The organism is Blastococcus mobilis (assembly GCF_900188025.1).
Taxonomy (GTDB): domain Bacteria; phylum Actinomycetota; class Actinomycetes; order Mycobacteriales; family Geodermatophilaceae; genus Blastococcus_B; species Blastococcus_B mobilis.
On sequence record NZ_FZNO01000001.1, the window covers coordinates 30,057 to 44,882 of the forward strand.

Consider the following 14,826-nt stretch of genomic DNA (forward strand, 5'->3'; position numbering starts at 1 on the left):
GAATGTGCCCCGCGCCCAGCGGATAGGTTTCTGCTGTCAGGTCTGACATCGACGGTGCAGGGGAGTCGCTCGTGGGCAGGTCGGTGCTGGTGACCGGCGGAAACCGAGGCATCGGGCTGGCGATCGCCCGCTCGTTCGCCGAGCAGGGCGACTCCGTCGCGGTGACCCACCGCGGCAGCGGCGCCCCCGACGGGCTCTTCGGCGTCCAGTGCGACGTCACCGACGCCGAGGCCGTCGACCGGGCGTTCAGCGCGGTCGAGGAACGCCAGGGCCCGGTCGAGGTACTGGTGAGCAACGCCGGCATCACCCGCGACGGGCTGCTGATGCGGATGAAGGAGGACGACTTCACCGACGTCCTGGACGCCAACCTCACCGCCGCCTACCGGGTGGCCAAGCGGGCCAGCGCCAAGATGGTCCGAGCCCGCGCCGGCCGGATGATCTTCGTCTCGTCGGTCGTCGGCCTGCTCGGCTCGGCCGGTCAGACCAACTACGCGGCGAGCAAGGCCGGGCTCGTGGGCCTGGCCCGCTCGATCGCCCGTGAGCTGGGCAGCCGCAACATCACCGCGAACGTCGTCGCGCCGGGCTTCGTCGAGACCGACATGACCGCGGAGCTGCCCGAGAAGCGGCAGCAGGAGATCCTGGGGCAGGTGCCGCTCGGCCGGTACGCCTCGACGGAGGAGATCGCCGGCGTCGTGCGCTTCCTGGCCAGCGACGCTGCGGGCTACATCACCGGGGCGGTCGTCCCGGTCGACGGCGGACTGGGGATGGGGCACTGATGGGGATTCTCGAAGGCAAGAAGATCCTGGTGGCGGGGGTGCTGACCGAGGCGTCCATCGCCTTCGCGACAGCGAGGATCGCGCAGGAGCAGGGCGCCACCGTCGTCCTCTCCAACTTCGGGCGGGCCCTCTCGCTGTGCCAGCGGATCGCCAAGCGGCTGCCGCAGGAGGCGCCGGTCGTCGAGCTCGACGTCACGAACACCGAGCACCTGTCGACGCTCGCCGACCGGCTGCGCGAGCACGTCGACGGCCTCGACGGCGTGGTCCACTCGATCGGCTTCGCCCCGCAGGAGGCGATGGGGGAGGGCTTCCCGGAGGTGGCGTGGGAGCACGCCGCGACGGCGTTCCAGGTGTCCAGCTGGTCGCTGGCCTCGCTCACCCAGGCCTGCCGCCCGCTGTTCGGGGACACCGCCTCCGTCGTCGGACTGACCTTCGACGCCACCGTCGCCTGGCCGGTCTACGGCTGGATGGGTGCCGCGAAGGCCGCGCTGGAGTCGACCAGCCGCTACCTCGCGCGCGAGCTGGGCCCCGAGGGTGTCCGGGTCAACCTGGTCGCCGCGGGCCCGCTGCGGACGATGGCCATGAAGTCCATCCCCGGGAGCGCTCAGTTCGAGGAGGCGTGGGAGACCCGCGCCCCCCTGGGGTGGTCGGTCACCGACACCGAGCCGTCGGGCAAGGCCGTCTGCGCGCTGCTGTCGGACTGGTTCCCGGCCACCACCGGCGAGATCGTGCACGTCGACGGGGGCTTCCACGCCGTCGGTGTGTGAGTGCATCCGCCCGCCGTACCGAGGAAGAAGAACCGCTGTGCCACGCGCAACCGTCGACATCACCCCCGCCGGTCAGCGGCCCGACGAGGACCCGTCGCTCGCCGTCCGCAACAACGGCGGCGTCGCGCCCTCCACGGAGCCGGCCCCGGCAGGACGCCGCGAGGCGCTGCTGGTGCTCTCCTTCGGGGGGCCGGAGGGTCAGGACGACGTCCTGCCGTTCCTGGAGAACGTCACGCGCGGCCGCGGCATCCCGCGCGAGCGGCTGGAGGAGGTCGCGGAGCACTACCGCCACTTCGGCGGTGTCAGCCCGATCAACGATCAGAACAAGGCGCTGATCGCGGCCGTCGAGAAGGAGCTCGCCGCTGCAGGGGTCGACCTGCCGGTCTACTGGGGCAACCGCAACTGGGCGCCCTACGTCGAGGACACCTGGCGGCAGATGGCCGAGGACGGCATCGAGCACGTGTACGTGTTCGCCACCTCGGCGTACGCCTCGTTCTCCGGCTGCCGGCAGTACCACGAGGACATCGCCCGGGCGCGGGTGTCCTACGGCCATGACTCCACCCGCCCAACCCCGACGGCGGAGAAGCTGCCGCACTACTTCGACACGCCGGGCTTCGTGCAGGCCAACGCCGACGCGCTCGCCGCGGCGATCGCCTCGCTCCCGGAGAGCCTCCGGGACACCGCGCGGCTGGTCGCCACCGCGCACAGCATCCCGACCGCGATGGCCGCCGTGGCGGGGCCCCATGGCGGCGCCTACGAGGCGGAGCTGATGGCGGCCGCGGAACGGGTCGTTGCCGAAGCCGCGCCGGGCCGGTCGTTCGACCTGGTGTGGCAGAGCCGCAGCGGGCCGCCCTCGGTGCCGTGGCTGGAACCCGACGTCAACGACCACCTCCGCGTCCTGGCCGCGCAGGGGGAGAGGGCCGTCGTGCTCTTCCCGGTCGGCTTCATCAGCGACCACCTCGAGGTGATCTGGGACCTCGACAACGAGGCCAAGCAGACGGCCGAGGAACTCGGGCTCGCGTTCGCCCGTGCGGCGACGGCCGGCACCCATCCGGCGTTCGTCGACTCCATCCGCGGCCTGTTGGAGGAGCGCCGTGCCGGCGGACTGCCGCGCCTGGGCACCGACTGCCCGGCGGCCTGCTGTTTCGTGCAGCGACCCTGACAGGTCAGGCCGCGTGGTGGCCGGAGGGCTCCGCGCACGGTTGACGCACGGCTCCAGGAGTCACGCCCGGGAAGCGGCGTTCAGTCGCGCGGCACCCAGTTGAACGCGGCCACGGTCGCCTCGCGGACCGCGTGCGCCAGGGGGCGCAGGGCACCGTCCCGAGCCGCTGCCTGCACGTGGTTGACCGCGGCCCCCGGCGCGTCGGCCATCGCCAGATCCAGCACCTTCGCCAGCCGCTGGGCCCGGCCGAGTACCGACAGCGCCAGAGGGTCGTGGTCGGCGGGTAGTCCGGGTGCCGCCGTCGTCCGGGCCAGCCCGGCGAGCAGGGCCGGCACCTCGGGGTTCCAGCGGGCGACGTCGAGGCCCGCGAGCGCCCGCGCGGTGTCGCCCACCGCGAGGTCCAGCGAGCCGGAGACCGCACGCAGGTTGCCCTCGGGCGGTGGTGCCATCGGCGGGACGCCGTCCAGCGAGAACGCCGTCCACTGGACCACCTCCGGGCCCAGCGGTTCGGGCACGAGTGCCAGACGCTCGCCGACGGCGGCCTGGCCGGAATCCAGTGCCAGCGGTGCCAACCCGGGCACCGGGGGGAGCCCGCGGACGTCGCCGGGAACGGGCAGCGTCAGCCGGAAGCGCCGCTCGCCGAGGCCGCGCAGCGCCGTCAGCGCCCAGCCCAGCGGCACCGCCTCGTCGGTGCCCGGCAGGCCGGCGACCCGATGGGCGGTGTCGCCGAGCAGGGCGTCGAACGCCTCGTCGTAGGAGGTACGGCCGGCGAGCCAGGCGGTCGCCCAGACCGCGAACCGGCCGGCGGGGAAGTCGTGCACCCAGCGAGGCTACGACGGGGTCTTGCGGGTATCAGTTCGGTCGCGCAGGGCGAGACGAGGGCCACCCCGGCCCTGCGGTCTGCGACACTCCGGGCATGGCTGCGTGGTTGCTCTGGCTGATCGCCGCGGGCCTCTTCGCGGCGGGCGAGGTCGTGAGCCTCGACCTCGTGCTGCTCATGTTCGCCGGCGGTGCACTCGGTGGGATGACCGTCGCCCTGCTCGGCGGTGCGACGGTGCTGCAACTGATCGCCTTCATCGCCGTCTCCGGTCTGCTGCTGGTGCTGGTCCGCCCGATCGCCACCAGACACCTCACCAATCGCACCCCGTTGCAGCTCGACGGCGTCGACACGCTGATCGGTCGCACCGCCAAGGTCACCCGGGACGTGGACTCCTCCGGGGGCCGCATCCGGATGGGTGCCGACGAGTGGACCGCACGCAGCCAGCACAGCGGTGAGACCTTCGCCGTCGGCGAGACGGTTCGCATCCTGCAGGTCGACGGCGCCACCGCGGTCGTCGGCGACGCGCTGGAGTGAACCCCCCTGCCGGGGTGGTGACCGCGTCCGGCCCCGCGCGGCAGGATCGGCGTGACTTCGAGGAAGGGAGTCTCTGATGGAACCCGCGATCATCGCGCTGCTCGTGGTGGCGTTGCTGGTGGTCATCGTGCTGGCCAAGAGCGTCACGATCGTCCCGCAGGCGCAGGCCAAGGTGATCGAGCGCCTGGGCCGGTACAGCCGCACGCTGTCGCCCGGCCTCTCCATCCTCGTGCCGTTCGTCGACCGCGTGCGGGCCACGATCGACCTGCGTGAGCAAGTGATCTCCTTCCCGCCGCAGCCGGTGATCACCTCCGACAACCTGCAGGTCGGCATCGACACCGTCGTCTACTTCCAGGTGACCGACCCCCGGCTGGCGGTCTACGGGATCGCCAACTACATCACCGGCATGGAGCAGCTGACCACGACGACGCTGCGCAACGTCGTCGGCGGGCTCAACCTCGAGGGAGCGCTGACCGGTCGCGACGGCATCAACAGCCAGCTCCGCGAGGTGCTCGACGGCACCACCGGCCCGTGGGGGCTGCGCGTGGCCCGCGTCGAGATCAAGGCGATCGACCCGCCGCCGTCCATCCGCGACTCCATGGAGAAGCAGATGCGCGCCGACCGCGACAAGCGCGCGATCATCCTCCAGGCGGAGGGTGCCCGGCAGTCGGCGATCACCACCGCCGAGGGCCAGAAGGCCTCGGCGATCCTCTCCGCGGAGGGCAAGAAGCAGGCGGCGATCCTCGAGGCGGAGGCCGAGCGTCAGAGCCGGATCCTGCGGGCCGAGGGTGAGCGCGCGGCGCTGTTCCTGCAGGCGCAGGGCCAGGCGAAGTCGATCGAGACGGTGTTCCAGGCCATCCACGACGGCAAGCCCGACCAGGGGCTGCTCGCCTACCAGTACCTGCAGACGCTGCCGCAGATCGCGCAGGGCGACGCGAACAAGATGTGGATCGTCCCCAGCGAGTTCAGCAAGGCCCTGGAGGGCCTCGCGAAGCTGGGCGGTGCGGATGGCGACGGGCGGTCGTGGATGGACGTCGAGGGCTCGCGGGACGGCGAGGGTCGGCCCACCGCCGAGATGGACACGTCCGGCTGGTTCGAGTCGGCGCTGCCCCGGGCCGCAGACCAGCCGGAGGCCAAGATCGAGCTGTCGAGCATCGTCGACACCGCACCGGCGGCCGCCCCGACGATCCCCGACACGACGTCCCTGGCCCGCGTGGCCGAGCACGAGGTCGCTGGCGAGAGCCCGCAGTCGCCGAACTGACAATCGGCGTCAGCGAGCGTCTCGGCGCCGGCCGGGTACGGCTCCCGTCCGGGGTGGCCCGGTCGCGGGGGTCCGGAGGACCTCCCGACCGGGACACGGGCAGCGGCTCCACGTGAGCCGGGAACGGCTCGTGGCCGCGGTGCGGTCCGGTAGGACCGCAGTGACTCAGTCCTTCAGCAGGCCTTCGCGGAGCTTGGCCAGGGTCTGGCTGAGCAGCCGGGACACGTGCATCTGCGAGATGCCGATGTCCGCGGCGATCTGCGACTGCGTCATGTTCCCGAAGAACCGCAGGATCAGGATCCGGCGCTCCCGCGCCGGGATCGTGGCCAGCAGCGGCTGCAGCGACTCCCGGTACTCCACGCCCTCGAGCGCGGCGTCCTCCTCGCCGAGGGTGGCCGCGAGCGTCGGGGAGTCGTCCTCGCCGCTGAGTCGCTCGTCCAGGGAGCTGCTGCGGTAGGCGTTGGCGACGGCGAGCCCCTCGAGCACTTCCGCCCGCGGGATACCCAGGTGTTCGGCCAGTTCCGACGGCGTCGGTGCGCGGCCGTTCTTCTGGGCCAGCTCGCCGACGGCGGCGTTCAACGACAGGTGCAGCTCCTGCAGCCGGCGGGGCACGCGCACCGACCAGCCCTGGTCGCGGAAATGCCGCTTGATCTCACCGGTGATCGTCGGGACGGCGAAGGAGAGGAACTCCACGCCACGGGTCGGGTCGAACCGGTCGATCGCCGCGATCAGGCCCAGCGTGCCGACCTGCAGCAGGTCGTCGAACGGTTCACCGCGGTTGCTGAAGCGCCGGGCGAAGTGCCGCACCAGCGGCAGGTGCTCCTCCACCAGCATCTCGCGCAGCCGCTCCCGCCGCGGGTCGTCCTTCTCCAGGGTGGCCAGTTCCGCGAACAGCGGCGCGGTCCGCTCGGCCCGCCGCCGGTTGTCCGAGACAGGGGGAGCGTCGGGCGTCGGGTCGACGGCCGGGCCGTCGCCGGTCTCCACCCGCGGGTCGGGCACGGTCTCCGGGTCGGCCGGCTCGTGTGCGGCGATGTCGTCCTCCGCAGGGGCGGGGATGGGTTCGGACCTCTGATCGGGCAGCGGAACCTCCACGACGGGGGTCTCGCCGGTCGATGGGGACCGGCTCACTGCGCGACCGACAGGTTCTGTCCTGCGCTGCTGCCCACCTCGGTCGGGTGCTGGCCGGGCAGGTACTTGTCCATGGCGATCAGGCCCACGGGGGTGGGGCTGCCGTTCCCGCCCGGAACCGCCTCCTGCGTGGCGCGCCGGGCGTCGACGCTGTCGACGAGAGTGGCCAGGATGGCCCAGCCGAAGCCGTCACGGGGCACCTCGACGCCCTCGGCGGTGGGCACCCACGCCTCGATGTGCAGTCCCGCCCGGGTCGTCTCGAAGATGACCGTGAGCGGGGCGTCGGACGCAGCGATCTGGGTGAGCGTCGCGCAGGCCTCGTCCACCGCGAGGCGAAGGTCCTCGACCGCGTCGAGGTCGTAGTCCATCCGGATCGCGAGGTCACCGGCCATCGCACGTACCGCAGGCAACTGGGTCGCCGTGGTGGGCACCCGCAGCTCCAACCTCTCCGCGCGTCGCCCGTCCTGCGCAAGGGCGCCCCTCGAGTCCACCATCCGTCGTCTGCTCCTTCGTTGCCGTCGGCCCGTCCATCGAGTCGCCGCGGTCCATCCTGCCGGGCCCGGTCGGGGCCCGTCGTGGCGCGTCCGGACGCACCGGGTTGCGCTCAACCGCGGCGTTTTACCCCGGGTGCTCGACAGCTCAAACGTGGTGGTCACCACGGCACCACGGTAGGCGTCGTCGCGGTTGCCGGGGCCCGAACGCTGGTATTGGCTGGCTCAAGATGACGTCGAGCCCGAGCATCCCGCCACCCCTCCCCGCAACCGCCCGGGACGAGGGAGCCAGTGCGCTGGTCGCCGCCATGGAGACCGCTCCCGCGGCCATCTACGTCCTCGACGCCACGGCTGCCGAACCCATCTGGGCCAACGCCCGGGCACGGGACCTCGGCACGGCCCGCGATCAGCTGCCCGTCGTGGACGGTCGACCGGTGACCGACGTGCTCGACGAGGTGCTGCGGACCGGCCAGGCGGAGACGATCTGCGGACCACTGGGCCGCGGCGGGCCGGCGGCGACGGTGATGGCGCGGCCGATGCAGGTCGCCGGGGGGCCGGGCGTGCTCCTGGTCCTGGAATCCGAGGACGCCGCGACCGACACCTCGCTGTGGCCCAGCCTCCCCGCCGACGGGGTCGAGCAGGCCCAGCTGTCCCTGCTCCCGCCTTCCCTGCCCCTTCTGCCCGACCTGCGTCTCTCCGGCAGCTACCACCGCGCCTCCGCGGTCCGGGCGGCCGGAGGTGACTGGTACGACACGGTGGCGCTCGGCTCGGGCCGCGTGGCGCTGGTCGTCGGCGACGCCGTCGGCCACGGTGTCCCAGCGGCCGGGGCCATGAGCCGCCTGCGCGGGGCGATGCGGTCGTCGGCTCTGCGCGACCCCTCGCCCGCCGCGGTCCTCGCCGCCCTGGACACCTTCGCCGCGCAGATGGAGGACGTCGAAGGCACCTCGGTCTTCTACGGCGTGCTCGATGCCGGCACCGGTGATCTGGTGTATGCCGCGGCCGGGCACCCGCCGCCGCTGGTGGTGGGGGCTGACGGGACGGCGTCCTTCCTGCCCGTTCCGCCCCGCCCGCCGCTGGGCAGCCTGCCCGGCACCCCGACGACCGTCTCGCGGCACGTGCTGGACCAAGGGTCGACGCTCGTGCTGTTCTCCAACGGTGCCGTCGCGGGCCCCGGCCCGGAGGCCTCGGCCGCGCTGGACCGGCTCGCGGAAGCAGCGACGTCGGTGCTCGCGAGCCCGGACGCCCTGGCGCCGGACGCCTCGGGCGAGCTCGCCTCGGCGATCGCCGAGGGCGTCCGCACCCCGGATGGCTGGTTGGACGACGTCGCCGTACTGGTTGCCCACCGCCGCGAGGACACCCTCGAGCCGCTGCAGCTCGATCTGATCGCCGACCCCGCGGCGCTGCCCGGCGTGCGGCGCCGGCTGAACAGCTGGCTCACCACCCTCGGCATGGGCGAGCAGGACCGCGTCGGGGCGATGGTGGCGGTGGGAGAGGCCTGCGCCAACGCCGCGGAGCACGCCTACCGGGGGTCCGAGCCGGGTCCCATGTCGGTGACCGCGCGGGTGGACGTCGACGGCGTCCTCACCGTGACGGTGCGCGACGAGGGCACGTGGCGTCCCCCCAACCGCGACCCCGGCGACCGGGGGCGCGGCCTGTTGATCATGCGGCAGCTCGTCGACGGCGTCGTCCTCGAGGAGGAGGAGAAGGGGACGACGGTGACCTTGAGCCTGCGGCTTCGGCGCAGCCCGGAGGTGGACGAGGACCGGCCCTCGGTCGCCAGCGCGGCCACGGTGACGGTGGACCGGGGAGGACCCCGACCGGTGGTGCGGGCCAGTGGCGCGGTGGACGAGCTGGGCGCCGAGCAGATGCGGATCCGCCTGCTGGAGGCCAGCCACGGCGGAACCGGTCGGGTCGAGCTGGACCTCGGCGGCGTGTCCCTGTTCAGCAGTGCCGCGGTGCGGGTCGTGCTGGCCATCGCCCGGATCGGACGCGACGAGGGCTGGCGCCTGGTCGTCCATGCCCCCGACGGCGGCATCACCCGGCACATCCTCGAGATCAGCGGCCTGGGCGGACTGGTCGACCTGCGCTGACGCGCTCGTCCGAGGGAGCGCCACCCCCACCCCTGTTTGGGGAACCGGTCGGGTGCACATTCCCCCGACGTGAGACTTCGGCGCAGCGACGTGAACGGCCCCGGCTATCGGCGCCGCAGGGCCGGGCGCGGCTTCGCCTACTACGACACCGAGGGCGTCCTCATCCGGGACGACCGGCTGGACCGCATCCGGGCGCTGGCCATTCCGCCGGCGTGGAAGGACGTCTGGATCTGCCCCTGGCCCAACGGGCACATCCAGGCCACCGGTGTGGACGCCGCGGGTCGCCGGCAGTACCGCTATCACGACGAATGGCGGGCGCGGCGCGACGCGGAGAAGCACGAGCGCGTCCTCGAGATCGCCCAGCAGCTCCCGGACGTGCGGGACGCCGTCCAGGCGGGACTGCGCACCCGCGGCCTGAACCGCGACCGCGTGCTGGCCACCGCCATCCGGCTGCTCGACCTGGGAGCCTTCCGCGTCGGCAGCGAGCAGTACGAGGAGGAGAACGGGACCTACGGGCTGGCCACGCTCAAGCGCGACCACGTCTCGGTCCGGGGCGAGCGCACGTTCTACTCCTACACCGCCAAGGGCGGCATCGAGCGCGAGGTCGAGATCACCGACCGGCCGACGGCCACGGTCGTCCGGCAGCTCCTGGAACGCCCGGTCGACGCCGGTGAGGATCTGCTGGCCTACCAGATCGAGGACGGCGAATGGCGCGACGTGACCAGCGGCGAGATCAACGCCTACTTGAAGGAGATCAGCGGCGCGGAGATCACCGCCAAGGACTTCCGCACCTGGACGGCCACCGTCCTCATGGCGGCCGCACTGGCGGAGGTTCCGCCGCCGGCCAGCAGGACAGCTCGCAAGAAGGTGGTCAGCGCCGCCTACAAGCAGGTCAGCGAGCAGCTCGGGAACACGCCGGCGGTGTGCAAGGCCAGCTACGTCGACCCGCGCGTGGTCGACAGGTTCGAGAACGGGGAGACCGTGGCCCACGTGCTGCGGGAGGCCGAGGAGGCCGAGGCCGACCGCGACACCCAGAAGGTGCTCGAGGCCGCCGTCTGCCAGTTGCTGTCCGCCTGAGGTCCCGACGCCGGACGCGTCACCCCAGGCTCGTCGTCTTCACCCCGGGGAAATGCCGCCGGGGCGGCGACCACCGGGCTGGAGTCGCGGAGCCCGACCGTTCCAGGCAACGACGAAGGGCCCCGCCGAAACGGCGGAGCCCTTCGTCGTCGGCCCCCTGCAGGGGTGGGGGCAGGGAGTCGTTCTTCAGCGCGCGGTGCTGTCGGCGATCGTGAAGAGGTCGATCAGCCCGGTCACCTCGAGCGGGCGGGTGACGGCGCGGGTGGTGGCGATGAGTCGCAGGGCGACCTCGCGCGCCCGGGCGGACTTCTGGGTCTCGACGAGGACGGCGAGCCCGGCGGAGCCGAGGAACTGCACGCCGGAGAGGTCGATGACCAGCTCCCGCGGCTGCTGCTCCAGCTGGCCGTCCAGGGTCGAACGGAGCACCGGTGCGGTGAACGTGTCCACCTCGCCGACGACCGTCACCGTGGCCACGCCATCCTCAGTGGAGGTCGAGAGCGTGATCACGTCGTCGAAGGGTGCCTCGGTGCCCTCGGTCGACACGTCGGGCTGCCCCTCGGCGGGCAGGTCGGAAGTGGTCACGGACAGTGGCTCCTCTCGGCGGCATTTCCCGGCGGCGGTGGCCGCTCGGACAATCTACCGCTGTGCGGTCCGGGGGCTCGTCGTCCCCGATCCCGCAGGTGGTGAACATGTCGCGTGCCGGTGTTTCCATCACCGGCACGGCGCGGCTGCCTGCTGAACCGTGATTACAACGTAGACAACCGATCGCGGACGCGCCAACCCCGCCCCCCAGCGGGGGGCGGGGATGGTCGGTGGTGTGCCGGTGCGCCGGTCAGCCCTCGGTGAGGTGCATGGCGCCCTCCTCGGGCCCCTCGCCGCCGACGGAGACGTCGGACGTGGCCTCGATGTCGTCGGCGGTGCGGTTGGTGCCCGAATCGCTCACCGGCGAGGTCGAGGTGTCCTGCTCCAGCTGACCCACCTCGCGGTCGGGATCCTCGGCCGGGCGGATGTCGAGCGCGTCGTCCGGCACCTCCCGCTCGAGCCGTCCGGTGAGGGACTCGCCCTGGGACTGCTCGAACGCGGTGGTCCCGAAGTCGACCGTCGCGTTCGCCCGCTCGCCCGGCATCGGCGCGAACTGGGGGTCCTCGGCCTGCTCCTGGGTGGGCGAGTCGTCCTGCGAGACATCGGGGATCCCGTCGTCCTCGGGGAAGATGTCTCGGGCGGTCTGGCCCTCGGGCTGCGTCATCGCTGTGGCCTCCTTGTGCCTCGGGTCCGCACCGGCCGGGGCTCAGTGGGACGGGGAGCCGGTCGGCGACCGGCGTCTGCGTTCGCCCTACCCGTGGCCTGCCGGCCCATGCGCGGGTGTGGGTCGACCCACGGCGCGGCGGCCGGGGCATGCACCTGCCGCGCCGGGGGTAGCTCGACGGCATGGCAATCGCAGACGAGGTCCAGCGGATCGCAGCCCCTGTTCGCCGGTGGGCCCGTACGCAGAAGCGGGAGTACACCAACGGCGAACCGCGCCCACTGGCCGGCGACCTGGGGGCGATGGGCGTCTACGCCGGACTCGTGGTGGCGGCCGGGGCGGCCGTGCGGGCCTCCGGCCGGGAGCTGCCCGAGCGGATCCCGCTGGGCGACGCCGCCCTGCTGACCGTCGCCACCTTCCGGCTGGCCCGCCGGATCGCCAAGGACCCGGTCACCAGTCCCATCCGCGCACCCTTCACCCGCTTCGAGGGTGCCTCGGGCCACGCCGAGGTCGCCGAGGAGGTGCGCGAGCACGGCGGGATGAAGCACGCGATCGGCGAGCTGCTCACCTGCCCGTTCTGCCTGGCCCAGTGGGTGGGCACCGGGTTCGTCTTCGGTTACGTCACCGCCCCGAAGGCGACCCGGTTGGCGGCCCTGACCATGACGATGGTGGCCGGTTCCGACGTCCTCCAGTTCGTGTACGACGCCATCCAGAACGGTGCGCTGGCGCCCGCCACGAATGACGACGACGGGGGAGAATGAGGGTCTCCGCCCGTCCCGTCGAGGGGTGGCGCGGTCCGCGTTCGCCGTCCCTTCCCCGGGTGGGCGTGTCCTCCGACCGGGGGAGGGCGCGCACCGTCCGAACTGCCACGGGGACCCACCCGCCCTTATCCTGCGATCTTGACCCGATCACGGGTTGTCACGGGGCTCGGGGTCCGGAGCCCGAACGGGTAAGGGGCAGGCATGCGATCGATCTGGCGCGGGGCCGTGTCGTTCGGCCTCGTCAGCATCGGCGTGAAGCTGTACTCGGCGACCGAGGACAAGGACATCCGGTTCCACCAGGTCCACGCGACCGACGGCGGACGGGTCAAGTACAAGCGGGTCTGCTCCATCGACGGCGAAGAGGTCGAGTACAGCGACATCGCCAAGGGTTACGAGCTGCCCGACGGCCAGGTCGTGATCCTCACCGACGAGGATTTCGAGGAGCTCCCGCTCAGCACGCGGCGTGAGATCGAGGTGCTGCAGTTCGTCGACCAGGACGAGATCGACCCGATCCACTTCGAGAAGACCTACTACCTGGAGCCCGACGGCCCCGCGGCGCGGCCCTACGTGCTGCTGCGGGACGCGCTGGAGAACGCCGGCCAGGTCGCGATCACCAAGATCGCCATCCGGCAGCGGGAGTCGCTGGCGGCGCTGCGCGTGCGCGACGGGATCCTGGTGCTGCACACGATGCGCTGGCCCGACGAGATCCGTCGGCCCGACTTCGGCTTCCTGGAGAAGGACATCAGCGTCCGGCCGCAGGAGCTGAAGATGGCCGAGGCGCTGATCGCTTCGATGACCGGCGAGTTCGACCCCAGCGAGTTCACCGACGGCTACCGCGAGGCGATGACCGCCCTGCTCGAGGCCAAGCAGAGCGGTGGCGAGGTGCAGTCGGTCCCCGAGGTGGAGGATGCCGGCGGCGCGGTCGTCGACCTGATGAGCGCCCTGCGCCGCAGCGTCGAGAGGGCTCGCGGCGGCGCGTCCGCGAACGACGACCCGGCCGCCGAGGAAGCTCCGGCGGCAGAGGCCCCGGCGAAGCGGGCGCCGGCCAAGAAGGCGGCCCCGGCGAAGAAGGCAGCGCCGGCGAAGAAGGCGGCGGCCGAGAAGCCGGCGACGACGAAGACGACGACGAAGACGACGACCGAGAAGAAGGCCCCGGCGGCGAAGAAGGCGGCGGACAAGCCGCCGGCCAAGCGCGCCCGCCGCAGCGCCTGACGTGCCCGCCCGCCCGCGCGGCCGCGCGGCCGACCCGCTCGCCGAGTACCGCGCCAAGCGCGACCCGGCGCGGACCGCGGAGCCGGTCCCGCCGGCGGGCAGCGCACTGCCGGAGGGCCGAGGCGACACCTTCGTCGTCCAGGAGCACCACACCCCCCGAGGGGCGGGGGAGCGGGTGCACTGGGACCTGCGGCTGGAGCGCGACGGCGTCCTGAAGAGCTGGGCGGTGCCGAAGGGGCCGCCGGTCGAACAGGGCCCCGGCCGGCTCGCCGTCCCCACCGAGGACCACCCCCCGGAGTACGCCTCCTTCGCCGGGACGATCACCGCCGGTGAGTACGGCGGCGGGTCGGTCACCGTCTGGGACGCCGGCCACTACGCCACGGAGAAGTGGGCCGACGACCACATCACCGTCACCTTCGACGGCACGCGCCTCGCCGGGCGCTACGTGCTCTTCCGGCTGGACGACGGCACCTGGAACATCCGCAAGCTCGACGCCACCCGTGCCACCGAGCCGACTGCCGAGCTGCCGGAGGTGCCCCTGCCGATGCTGGCCACGACCGGAGAGCTGCCGCCGGCCGCGGAGGACGCCGACTGGGGCTACGAGTTCAAGTGGGACGGCGTCCGGGCAGTCGCCGCCGTGCACCGCGGGGTGTTCGGCCTGACCTCGCGCAAGGGCACCGACATCACGGTCCGCTATCCGGAGGTGTCGAAGCTCCCCGCGGCGCTGGCCGGGCACGACGCCGTGGTCGACGGCGAGATCGTCGCCATGGACGGAGCGGGGCGCCCGGACTTCGGCGCGCTGCAGAACCGGATGCACCGCACCGGCCCCGAGGTGCCGCGGCTGGCCGCTGCCAAGCCGGTCACCTTCCTCGTGTTCGACCTGCTCTCGTGGGACGGCGAGGACCTCACCGCCCTGACCTACGCCGAGCGGAGGGAGCGCCTGGACGCGCTCGGCCTCACGGGGCACCGGTGGGTGACCACGCCCTGGTTCCGCGGGAGCGGGGCGGGCGTGCACGCCGCGAGCGTGGAGAACGGACTGGAGGGCGTCGTCGCGAAGCGGCTGGGCTCGGCCTACCGGCCCGGGGTGCGGAGCCTCGACTGGCGCAAGGTCAAGAACGTCCGCACCCAGTCGGTGGTGGTCGGCGGCTGGCGACCCGGCCAGGGCCGGCGGGCCGGGGGAGTGGGGTCGCTGCTGTTCGGCGTCCCCGACGACGAGGGACGGCTGATCTACGCCGGGCACGTCGGCACCGGCTTCACCGACCAGGCGCTGCGGGACCTGGAGCGCATGTTCACCGCGCGGACGACGTCGCCGTTCCACGGCACCCTCCCGCGCGAGGTCACCCGGGACGCGCACTGGATCGAACCCGACCTGGTGGGCGAGGTCGCCTACGCCGTCTGGACGGCGGAGGGGCGGCTGCGGCATCCGTCCTGGAAGGGCATCCGCGACGACCTGGAGCCCGACGACGTGGTGGTCGAGCCGTGAGCGGGCAGGGCCATGGAGCGA

15 protein-coding genes are annotated in these 14,826 nt (G+C 72.8%); 10 read left to right on the plus strand and 5 right to left on the minus strand.

The features are described 5' to 3' along the window. Window positions 1–71: 71 nt before the first annotated feature. The 3 genes from fabG to CHB94_RS00160 are packed head-to-tail and all read left to right on the plus strand — an operon-like array spanning window position 72 to window position 2,705. Window positions 72–776, plus strand: coding sequence for a 3-oxoacyl-[acyl-carrier-protein] reductase (gene fabG, locus CHB94_RS00150; RefSeq protein WP_089334569.1), 705 nt, complete (start codon window positions 72–74; stop codon window positions 774–776). Next, complete coding sequence (fabI, locus tag CHB94_RS00155) at window positions 776–1,543, plus strand: enoyl-ACP reductase FabI (RefSeq protein WP_089334570.1); 768 nt, start codon at window positions 776–778, stop codon at window positions 1,541–1,543. Before fabG ends, fabI begins: the two co-directional genes overlap by 1 nt. A gap of 37 nt (window positions 1,544–1,580) precedes the next feature. Next, the gene (locus tag CHB94_RS00160) at window positions 1,581–2,705 is read left to right on the plus strand and encodes a ferrochelatase (protein WP_089334571.1); all 1,125 of its coding nucleotides are present in this window, start codon (window positions 1,581–1,583) and stop codon (window positions 2,703–2,705) included. Window positions 2,706–2,785: 80 nt separating this feature from the next. Here CHB94_RS00160 and CHB94_RS00165 read toward each other — a convergent pair whose 3' ends face one another. Beyond that, window positions 2,786–3,526, minus strand: coding sequence for an Rv1486c family protein (locus CHB94_RS00165; RefSeq protein ID WP_089334572.1), 741 nt, complete (start codon window positions 3,524–3,526; stop codon window positions 2,786–2,788). 95 nt (window positions 3,527–3,621) lie between these two features. On the opposite strand from CHB94_RS00165, the gene CHB94_RS00170 reads away from it, so the two are divergent. Both CHB94_RS00170 and CHB94_RS00175 read left to right on the plus strand, forming a co-directional pair. Next, window positions 3,622–4,059: an NfeD family protein gene (locus CHB94_RS00170; RefSeq protein WP_089334573.1), complete on the plus strand. Its 438-nt coding sequence runs from the start codon at window positions 3,622–3,624 to the stop codon at window positions 4,057–4,059. Between the two features lie 76 nt (window positions 4,060–4,135). Continuing rightward, complete coding sequence (locus CHB94_RS00175) at window positions 4,136–5,320, plus strand: SPFH domain-containing protein (RefSeq protein WP_089334574.1); 1,185 nt, start codon at window positions 4,136–4,138, stop codon at window positions 5,318–5,320. A 165-nt stretch (window positions 5,321–5,485) separates the two neighbouring features. Here the strand turns inward: CHB94_RS00175 and CHB94_RS00180 are convergent, their stop codons facing one another. Both CHB94_RS00180 and CHB94_RS00185 read right to left on the minus strand, forming a co-directional pair. Then, window positions 5,486–6,448 (minus strand): RNA polymerase sigma factor SigF, encoded by a 963-nt coding sequence (locus CHB94_RS00180; protein WP_254920296.1) that lies wholly within the window; start codon window positions 6,446–6,448, stop codon window positions 5,486–5,488. After that, window positions 6,445–6,942 carry an ATP-binding protein gene (locus CHB94_RS00185; protein ID WP_089334575.1) on the minus strand — a complete coding sequence of 166 codons (498 nt, stop codon included), beginning with the start codon at window positions 6,940–6,942 and terminating at the stop codon, window positions 6,445–6,447. Before CHB94_RS00185 ends, CHB94_RS00180 begins: the two co-directional genes overlap by 4 nt. Window positions 6,943–7,169: 227 nt before the next feature. Here CHB94_RS00185 and CHB94_RS00190 point away from each other — a divergent pair, with 227 nt between their 5' ends. Together CHB94_RS00190 and CHB94_RS00195 are read left to right on the plus strand one after the other, a co-directional pair. Next, window positions 7,170–9,029, plus strand: a complete 1,860-nt coding sequence (locus CHB94_RS00190; protein WP_254920297.1) for a SpoIIE family protein phosphatase — start codon at window positions 7,170–7,172, stop codon at window positions 9,027–9,029. A 69-nt stretch (window positions 9,030–9,098) separates the two neighbouring features. Further along, window positions 9,099–10,106: a DNA topoisomerase IB gene (locus tag CHB94_RS00195; RefSeq protein WP_254920298.1), complete on the plus strand. Its 1,008-nt coding sequence runs from the start codon at window positions 9,099–9,101 to the stop codon at window positions 10,104–10,106. Between the two features lie 186 nt (window positions 10,107–10,292). On the opposite strand, the gene CHB94_RS00200 is transcribed toward CHB94_RS00195, so the two are convergent. Further along, on the minus strand, window positions 10,293–10,688 hold the full coding sequence (locus tag CHB94_RS00200) for an STAS domain-containing protein (RefSeq protein WP_089334577.1): 396 nt from the start codon (window positions 10,686–10,688) through the stop codon (window positions 10,293–10,295). A 250-nt stretch (window positions 10,689–10,938) separates the two neighbouring features. Beyond that, window positions 10,939–11,352, minus strand: a complete 414-nt coding sequence (locus tag CHB94_RS00205) for a hypothetical protein (RefSeq protein WP_089334578.1) — start codon at window positions 11,350–11,352, stop codon at window positions 10,939–10,941. 182 nt (window positions 11,353–11,534) lie between these two features. On the opposite strand from CHB94_RS00205, the gene CHB94_RS00210 reads away from it, so the two are divergent. From CHB94_RS00210 to ligD, 3 genes are all read left to right on the plus strand, one after another. Next, window positions 11,535–12,110 carry a DUF1360 domain-containing protein gene (locus CHB94_RS00210; RefSeq protein WP_089334579.1) on the plus strand — a complete coding sequence of 192 codons (576 nt, stop codon included), beginning with the start codon at window positions 11,535–11,537 and terminating at the stop codon, window positions 12,108–12,110. 201 nt (window positions 12,111–12,311) lie between these two features. After that, a complete protein-coding gene (gene ku, locus CHB94_RS00215; RefSeq protein WP_089334580.1) occupies window positions 12,312–13,322 on the plus strand; it encodes a non-homologous end joining protein Ku in 1,011 nt (336 codons plus the stop codon). A 1-nt stretch (window position 13,323) separates the two neighbouring features. Next, entirely contained in the window at window positions 13,324–14,805 is a 1,482-nt protein-coding gene (gene ligD / locus CHB94_RS00220) for a non-homologous end-joining DNA ligase (RefSeq protein ID WP_089334581.1), read from the plus strand. Window positions 14,806–14,826 lie beyond the last annotated feature (21 nt).

Coding starts and splice junctions, on each gene's coding strand:
- fabI (WP_089334570.1), top strand. CDS start 776: ATGGGGATTCTCGAAGGCAAGAAGATCCTGGTGGCGGGGGTGCTGACC.
- CHB94_RS00170 (WP_089334573.1), top strand. CDS start 3,622: ATGGCTGCGTGGTTGCTCTGGCTGATCGCCGCGGGCCTCTTCGCGGCG.
- CHB94_RS00175 (WP_089334574.1), top strand. CDS start 4,136: ATGGAACCCGCGATCATCGCGCTGCTCGTGGTGGCGTTGCTGGTGGTC.
- CHB94_RS00185 (WP_089334575.1), bottom strand. CDS start 6,942: ATGGTGGACTCGAGGGGCGCCCTTGCGCAGGACGGGCGACGCGCGGAG.
- CHB94_RS00190 (WP_254920297.1), top strand. CDS start 7,170: ATGACGTCGAGCCCGAGCATCCCGCCACCCCTCCCCGCAACCGCCCGG.
- CHB94_RS00205 (WP_089334578.1), bottom strand. CDS start 11,352: ATGACGCAGCCCGAGGGCCAGACCGCCCGAGACATCTTCCCCGAGGAC.
- CHB94_RS00210 (WP_089334579.1), top strand. CDS start 11,535: ATGGCAATCGCAGACGAGGTCCAGCGGATCGCAGCCCCTGTTCGCCGG.
- ku (WP_089334580.1), top strand. CDS start 12,312: ATGCGATCGATCTGGCGCGGGGCCGTGTCGTTCGGCCTCGTCAGCATC.